This window comes from Nocardiopsis trehalosi NBRC 14201, assembly GCF_001552555.1.
Taxonomy (GTDB): domain Bacteria; phylum Actinomycetota; class Actinomycetes; order Streptosporangiales; family Streptosporangiaceae; genus Nocardiopsis_B; species Nocardiopsis_B trehalosi.
This window is the reverse complement of sequence record NZ_BCRK01000269.1, coordinates 1-5729: the sequence shown is the minus strand read 5'-3', so window position 1 is coordinate 5729 and position 5729 is coordinate 1. Positions and strand designations below refer to the sequence as shown.

5 protein-coding genes are annotated in these 5729 nt (G+C 75.0%); 3 read left to right on the top strand and 2 right to left on the bottom strand.

Going from position 1 to position 5729, the window contains the following annotated elements; translation table 11 throughout:
• The first annotated feature begins 46 nt into the window (after positions 1–46).
• Entirely contained in the window at positions 47–1264 is a 1218-nt protein-coding gene (locus NT8_RS26850; RefSeq protein ID WP_067975552.1) for an NAD(P)/FAD-dependent oxidoreductase, read from the top strand.
• Here the strand turns inward: NT8_RS26850 and NT8_RS26845 are convergent.
• Complete coding sequence (locus NT8_RS26845; protein ID WP_067975548.1) at positions 1248–1439, bottom strand: ferredoxin; 192 nt, start codon at positions 1437–1439, stop codon at positions 1248–1250. The genes NT8_RS26850 and NT8_RS26845 overlap by 17 nt on opposite strands.
• A 74-nt stretch (positions 1440–1513) precedes the next feature.
• The gene (gene pip, locus NT8_RS26840; protein ID WP_067975550.1) at positions 1514–2473 is read right to left on the bottom strand and encodes a prolyl aminopeptidase; all 960 of its coding nucleotides are present in this window, start codon (positions 2471–2473) and stop codon (positions 1514–1516) included.
• Between the two features lie 371 nt (positions 2474–2844).
• On the opposite strand from pip, the gene NT8_RS26835 reads away from it, so the two are divergent.
• Together NT8_RS26835 and NT8_RS26830 are read left to right on the top strand one after the other, a co-directional pair.
• Positions 2845–4539: an AMP-binding protein gene (locus NT8_RS26835; RefSeq protein WP_067975544.1), complete on the top strand. Its 1695-nt coding sequence runs from the start codon at positions 2845–2847 to the stop codon at positions 4537–4539.
• Positions 4540–4663: 124 nt separating this feature from the next.
• Positions 4664–5719, top strand: coding sequence for a 3-deoxy-7-phosphoheptulonate synthase (locus NT8_RS26830; RefSeq protein WP_067975541.1), 1056 nt, complete (start codon positions 4664–4666; stop codon positions 5717–5719).
• Positions 5720–5729: the final 10 nt, after the last annotated feature.

Sequence of the window (5729 nt, the reverse complement as noted above, 5' to 3'; positions counted from 1 at the left end):
CTAGGGTGGGCCGGTCGTGAACGGAGGGGTGGGCCGAGGGGTGGGCATGCGCCGGATCGTCGTCGTCGGTGCCGGGATGGCCGGGCTGCACACGGCCGAGTCGCTGCGCGCGGAGGGGTTCGACGGGACGCTGACCCTGGTCGGCGACGAACCGCACCGCCCGTACTCGCGGCCGCCGCTGTCCAAGGAGGTCCTCACCGGCAAGGGCGGCGACGCCGGGCTGCGCCTGCGCGCCGACTCCGAGGTCGACGCGCTCGGCCTCGACCTGCGCCTGGGCCGCCGCGCCGAGCGGCTGCGCCCCGCCGAACGCACCGTCGAGCTGGACGACGGCACGGCGCTGCCCTACGACGGGCTGGTCGTGGCCACCGGGGCGCGCGCCCGGCGCCCCGCCACCGGTCTCGCGGGCGTGCACGTGCTGCGCACCCTGGACGACGCCGCGGCCGTGCGGGCCGCGTTCGCCGAGGCCGGGCGGGTGGTCGTCGTCGGCGCCGGGTTCATCGGGTCCGAGGTCGCCGCGAGCGCCCGCGCCGTCGGCCTGGAGGTCACCCTGCTGGAGGCCGCGCCGACCCCGCTCACCCGGGTGGTCGACCCGCGCGTCGGCCGCACCCTCACCGAACTCCACCGCGACAACGGGGTCGACGTGCGGCTGGGCACCGGGGTCGCCGGGTTCGAGGGGGCCGGCGGCCGGGTCGAGCGCGTCCGGCTGTCCGACGGCGGCGCGGTCGAGGCCCCGCTGGTGGTGGCCGGGCTGGGCGTCGACCTGAACACCGGCTGGCTGGCCGGGTCGGGGGTGCGGCTCGACCCCGGGACGGGGGCGGTGCTGTGCGACGCCTACTGCGCCACCGGGGTGCCCGACGTGTACGCGGCGGGCGACCTCGCCGACTGGCCGCACCCCCGCTACGGCGGGCGGATGCGTCTGGAGCACTGGACCAACGCCGGGGAGCAGGCGGCGGCCGCCGCGCACAACCTGCTGGCGGGCGGGGACGGCCGGCGCCCCTACACGCCCATCCCCTACTTCTGGTCCGACCTGTACGGGATGAAGGTGCAGCTGCTGGGCCAGGCCGCGCCCGCCGACACCGTCGAGGTCGTCCACGGGTCGACCGACGACCGCAAGTTCACCGCGTTCGTCGGCCGCGGCGGGCGCCTGGTGGGGGTGATCGGGCTGCGCTCGACCCCCAAGGTCATGCGGTACCGGGGGCTGCTGGCCGAGGACACCGCGTGGGACGACGCGCTCGCGGCGGCCGGGGTCAGCCCTCGACCGTGATGGCCTGCTTGGGGCACATGCGCGCGGCCTCCCCGACCCGGTCGCGCAGTTCCTCGCCGGGCTCCTCGCGCAGCACGTAGAGGTAGTCGTCGTCGCGGACCTCGAACACCTCGGGCGCGATGCCCATGCACACCGCGTTGCTCTCGCACAGGTCGAAGTCGACGTTCACCCGCATGCGGCGCTCCTCGTCGGTGGGGACCGGGGAACCGAGCTTAGCGCCGCACGCGGGAGGGGCCGGGCGGGCGGGGGTCAGCGGCGGGCGAAGGCGTCCGTGGCCTCGATCAGCCGGTGCACGATGCCGGGTTCGCTGTAGGCGTGCCCGGCGTCGTCGACCAGGTGGAACTCGGCCTCGGGCCACGCCGCGCGCAGGTCGTGGGCGGTCTTGACCGGGGTGCACATGTCGTAGCGGCCCTGCACGATCACGCCGGGGATGCCGCGCAGCCGGCCCGCCCCCGCGATGAGCTGGCCGGGCGAGAACCAGCCGCCGTGCACGAAGTAGTGGTTCTCGATGCGGGCGAAAGCGAGCGCGTACGCGGCCTCGGCGTGCGCGGCCACGATCGCGGGGTCGGGGCGCAGGGTGATGGCGGACGCCTCCCACGTGCTCCACGCGCGCGCCGCCGCCAGCCGCTCGCCGGGGTCGGGGGAGGCCAGGCGCCGCGCGTAGGCGCCGATGAGGTCGTCCCGCTCGGCCTCGGGGATGGGCGCCAGGTAGGTCTCCCACGCCTCCGGGAAGACGAACGAGGCGCCCTCCTGGTAGAACCAGCGCAGCTCCTCGTTGCGCAGCGTGAAGATCCCCCGCAGGACCAGTTCGGTGACCCGCCCCGGGTGCTGCTGGGCGTAGGCCAGCGCCAGGGCGCTGCCCCACGACCCGCCGAACACCTGCCACCGCTCGGCCCCCGTCATGGCCCGCAGCGCCTCCATGTCGTCGACCAGGTGCCAGGTGGTGTTGGTCTTGAGGTCGGTGTCGGGGTCGGCCGCGTGGGGGGTGCTCCGCCCGCAGTTGCGCTGGTCGAACAGCAGGATGCGGTACCGCTCGGGGTCGAACAGCCGCCGGTGCTCGGGGGAGCAGCCGCCGCCGGGGCCGCCGTGCAGGAACACCACGGGCTTGCCCGAGGGGTTGCCGCAGAGCTCCCAGTAGATCCGGTGACCGTCTCCGACGTCGAGCATTCCGGAGTCGTAGGGCTCGATCGGCGGGTACAGCGTGCGCATGGATGTGGCGCCCTTCTTCACGGGTGGAGCGGGAGGTCGGGACGGGAGGAGTCCTGGATACCAGAGGCGGGCGGCGGGTTCGGTGCTCTTCGCACCGAACTCCCGGGCGGGTGAGGAGAGCCTGGCCGTCCGGACCGCACGGCCGACCGGTCCGGCCGCGCCGGGGGCCCGGACGCGGGCGCGGCGCGCACCGGAGCGGGCCGCGCGGGGCGCGGCCGCCGCCCCGCCCGAACGCCTGTCCGCCACTGGTTCTTCGATCTATCACAGGATCGCGCGGCCCATGATCATCGGGCGGTGCCCCCCTGCCGCCACCGTGCGGCTCCGGAGGCTACAGTGACCGGAGTCACACGAGTCGACGCGGAGGTCCGCCCATGCCGAGCACGCCGACCCGGGAGTTCCGGGACGCCCGCGACACCCTGCTGCGGTACCGCACCGATACCGACGCGGCCCGCCGCGCGTTCCGCTGGCCGCGCCCCGAGCGGTTCAACTGGGCGCGCGACCACTTCGACCCCGCGGCCGCCGAGCACCCCGACCGCCCGGCCCTGCGCATCATCGCCGAGGACGGCACCACCGCCACGTCGACCTACGGCGACCTCGCCCGCGACTCCGCCCGGCTCGCCAACTGGCTGCACGCCCAGGGGGTGCGCCGCGGCGACCGGATCCTCGTCATGCTCGGCAACCGCACCGAGCTGTGGGAGACCACGCTGGCCGCCATGCGCCTGGGCGCGGTCGTCATCCCGGCCACCCCGCTGCTGACCGCCGACGACCTCGCCGACCGGATCGAGCGCGGCGGGGTGGCCCACGTCATCGCCGACGCCGCCGACACCGCCAAGTTCGCCGGGGTGCCCGGACACTGGACCCGGATCTCGGTCGGCCAGGTCGAGGGGTGGCTGTCCTACGCCGACTTCCGGCACGCGGGCGCCGACCCCGCCCCCGCCGCCGACACCCGGGGCGACGACCCGCTGCTGCTGTACTTCACCTCCGGCACCACCTCGCGGCCCAAGCTGGTGCAGCACACCCACCTGTCGTACCCGGTGGGCCACCTCAGCACCATGTACTGGGCCGGCATCCGCCCCGGCGACGTGCACCTCAACATCTCCTCGCCGGGCTGGGCCAAGCACGCCTACAGCAGCGTGTTCGCGCCGTGGAACGCGCAGGCGACCGTGCTCGTCGTGAACCAGCCGCGGTTCGACGCCGCGCGGCTGCTCGACCGGATCACCGAGGAGGGCGTCGACACCTTCTGCGCGCCGCCCACGGTGTGGCGGATGATCGTCCAGGCCGACCCCGGCCGGTGGACCGTCCCCCTGCGCGAGGCCGTCGCCGCGGGCGAACCCCTCAACCCCGAGGTCATCGAGCGGATCCGCGACGCGTGGGGGCTGACCGTCCGCGACGGGTTCGGCCAGACCGAGACCACCGTGCAGATCGGCAACGCGCCCGGCGACACCGTCGTGCCCGGGTCCATGGGGCGGCCGATGCCCGGGTTCACCGTCGTCCTGGCCGACCCGGTCACCGGCGAACCCGGGGACCAGGGCGAGATCTGCCTCGACCTCGCCGACTCACCGGTGGGGGTGATGACCGGCTACCTCGACAGCGAGCAGCGCACCGCCGAGGCCATGCGCGACGGGCTCTACCACACCGGCGACATCGCCGCCCGCGACGCGGACGGCCGCATCACCTACATCGGGCGCGGCGACGACGTGTTCAAGGCGTCCGACTACCGCATCTCGCCGTTCGAGCTGGAGAGCGTCCTCGTCGCGCACCCGGCCGTCGCCGAGGCCGCCGTCGTCCCCTCCCCCGACCCGCTGCGGCTCGCCGTCCCCAAGGCGTTCGTCGTGCCCGCCGCCGGCACCGAGCCCGGCCCGGAGGCCGCCGAGGCCATCCTCGCCCACTGCCGCACCCACCTGGCGGCCTACAAGCGGGTGCGCCGGCTGGAGTTCGCCGACCTGCCCAAGACCATCTCCGGCAAGATCCGCCGGGTGCAGCTGCGCGCCGCCGAGGAGGCCCGCGGCACCGGCCGCAACCCGCACGAGTACTGGGAGGAGGACTTCCCCGGCCTCAAGGGCTGACCGCCGCCCGACGGGCGGACGCGCGCCGATGACCCCTGCCACACTCCCGGGCCGACGCGCATCCGCCCAGTTCCGGCGCGTTAGGGTGCTGTGCGGGGCCACCGAACAGGGAATGGGACAACGCATGCCGAGCACCAATGACACCCGGGTCGTCAGCTACCAGCCGCTGGTGGCGCCGCAGGACGTCCTCGCCGAGCTGCCCATGGGACCCGAGCGCACCGCGCTGGTGGAGGACGCGCGCGCCGAGGTCAAGCGGGTCCTCGACGGCACCGACGACCGGCTGCTGGTCGTCGTCGGCCCGTGCTCCGTCCACGACCCCGAGGCCGCGCTCGACTACGCGCGCCGGCTCGCCGGGTTCGCGCCCTCGGTGGCGGGCGAGCTGCGGATCGTCATGCGCGTCTACTTCGAGAAGCCGCGCACCACCCTCGGCTGGAAGGGCCTCATCAACGACCCCGGCCTGGACGAGAGCCACGACGTCCACCGCGGTCTGCGCACCGCCCGCAAGCTGCTGCTCGACATCGGGGCGCTGGGCATGCCGGCCGGCACCGAGTTCCTCGACCCCATCACCCCGCAGTACATCGCCGACGCCGTCACCTGGGGCGCCATCGGCGCCCGCACCACCGAGAGCCAGGTGCACCGCCAGCTCGGCAGCGGCCTGAGCATGCCCGTGGGCTTCAAGAACGGCACCGACGGCGACGTCCAGGTGGCCGTCGACGCCTGCCGCGCCTCCGCCGCCTCGCACACCTTCTTCGGCGTCGACCCGGCGGGCGCCGGGTCGGTCGTGGTGACCTCCGGCAACCCCGACTGCCACGTCATCCTGCGCGGCGGGCGCTCCGGCCCCAACTACGGCGCCGACGACGTCGCGGCCGCCCTCGACGTCATCGGGGCCGCCGGGCTGCCGCGCCGGCTGATGATCGACGCCAGCCACGCCAACAGCGGCAAGGACCACACCCGCCAGCCGGCCGTCGCCGAGGCCATCGCCGCGCAGATCGCCGAGGGCCGGCGCGGCATCACCGGCGTGATGCTGGAGAGCTTCATCGAGGAGGGCGCGCAGAGCCTCGGCGCCCCCGCCGACCTCGTGTACGGGCGGTCGATCACCGACTCCTGCATGGGCTGGTCGACCACTGAGGACGTCCTGGCCACCCTGGCCGAGGCCGTCCGCGCCCGCCGCAAGGCCTGAGCCGCGGCCC

Excerpts from the sequence above, each read along its gene's own strand:
- NT8_RS26850 (WP_067975552.1), top strand. The coding sequence starts at position 47 with ATGCGCCGGATCGTCGTCGTCGGTGCCGGGATGGCCGGGCTGCACACG.
- NT8_RS26845 (WP_067975548.1), bottom strand. The coding sequence starts at position 1,439 with ATGCGGGTGAACGTCGACTTCGACCTGTGCGAGAGCAACGCGGTGTGC.
- pip (WP_067975550.1), bottom strand. The coding sequence starts at position 2,473 with ATGCGCACGCTGTACCCGCCGATCGAGCCCTACGACTCCGGAATGCTC.
- NT8_RS26835 (WP_067975544.1), top strand. The coding sequence starts at position 2,845 with ATGCCGAGCACGCCGACCCGGGAGTTCCGGGACGCCCGCGACACCCTG.
- NT8_RS26830 (WP_067975541.1), top strand. The coding sequence starts at position 4,664 with ATGCCGAGCACCAATGACACCCGGGTCGTCAGCTACCAGCCGCTGGTG.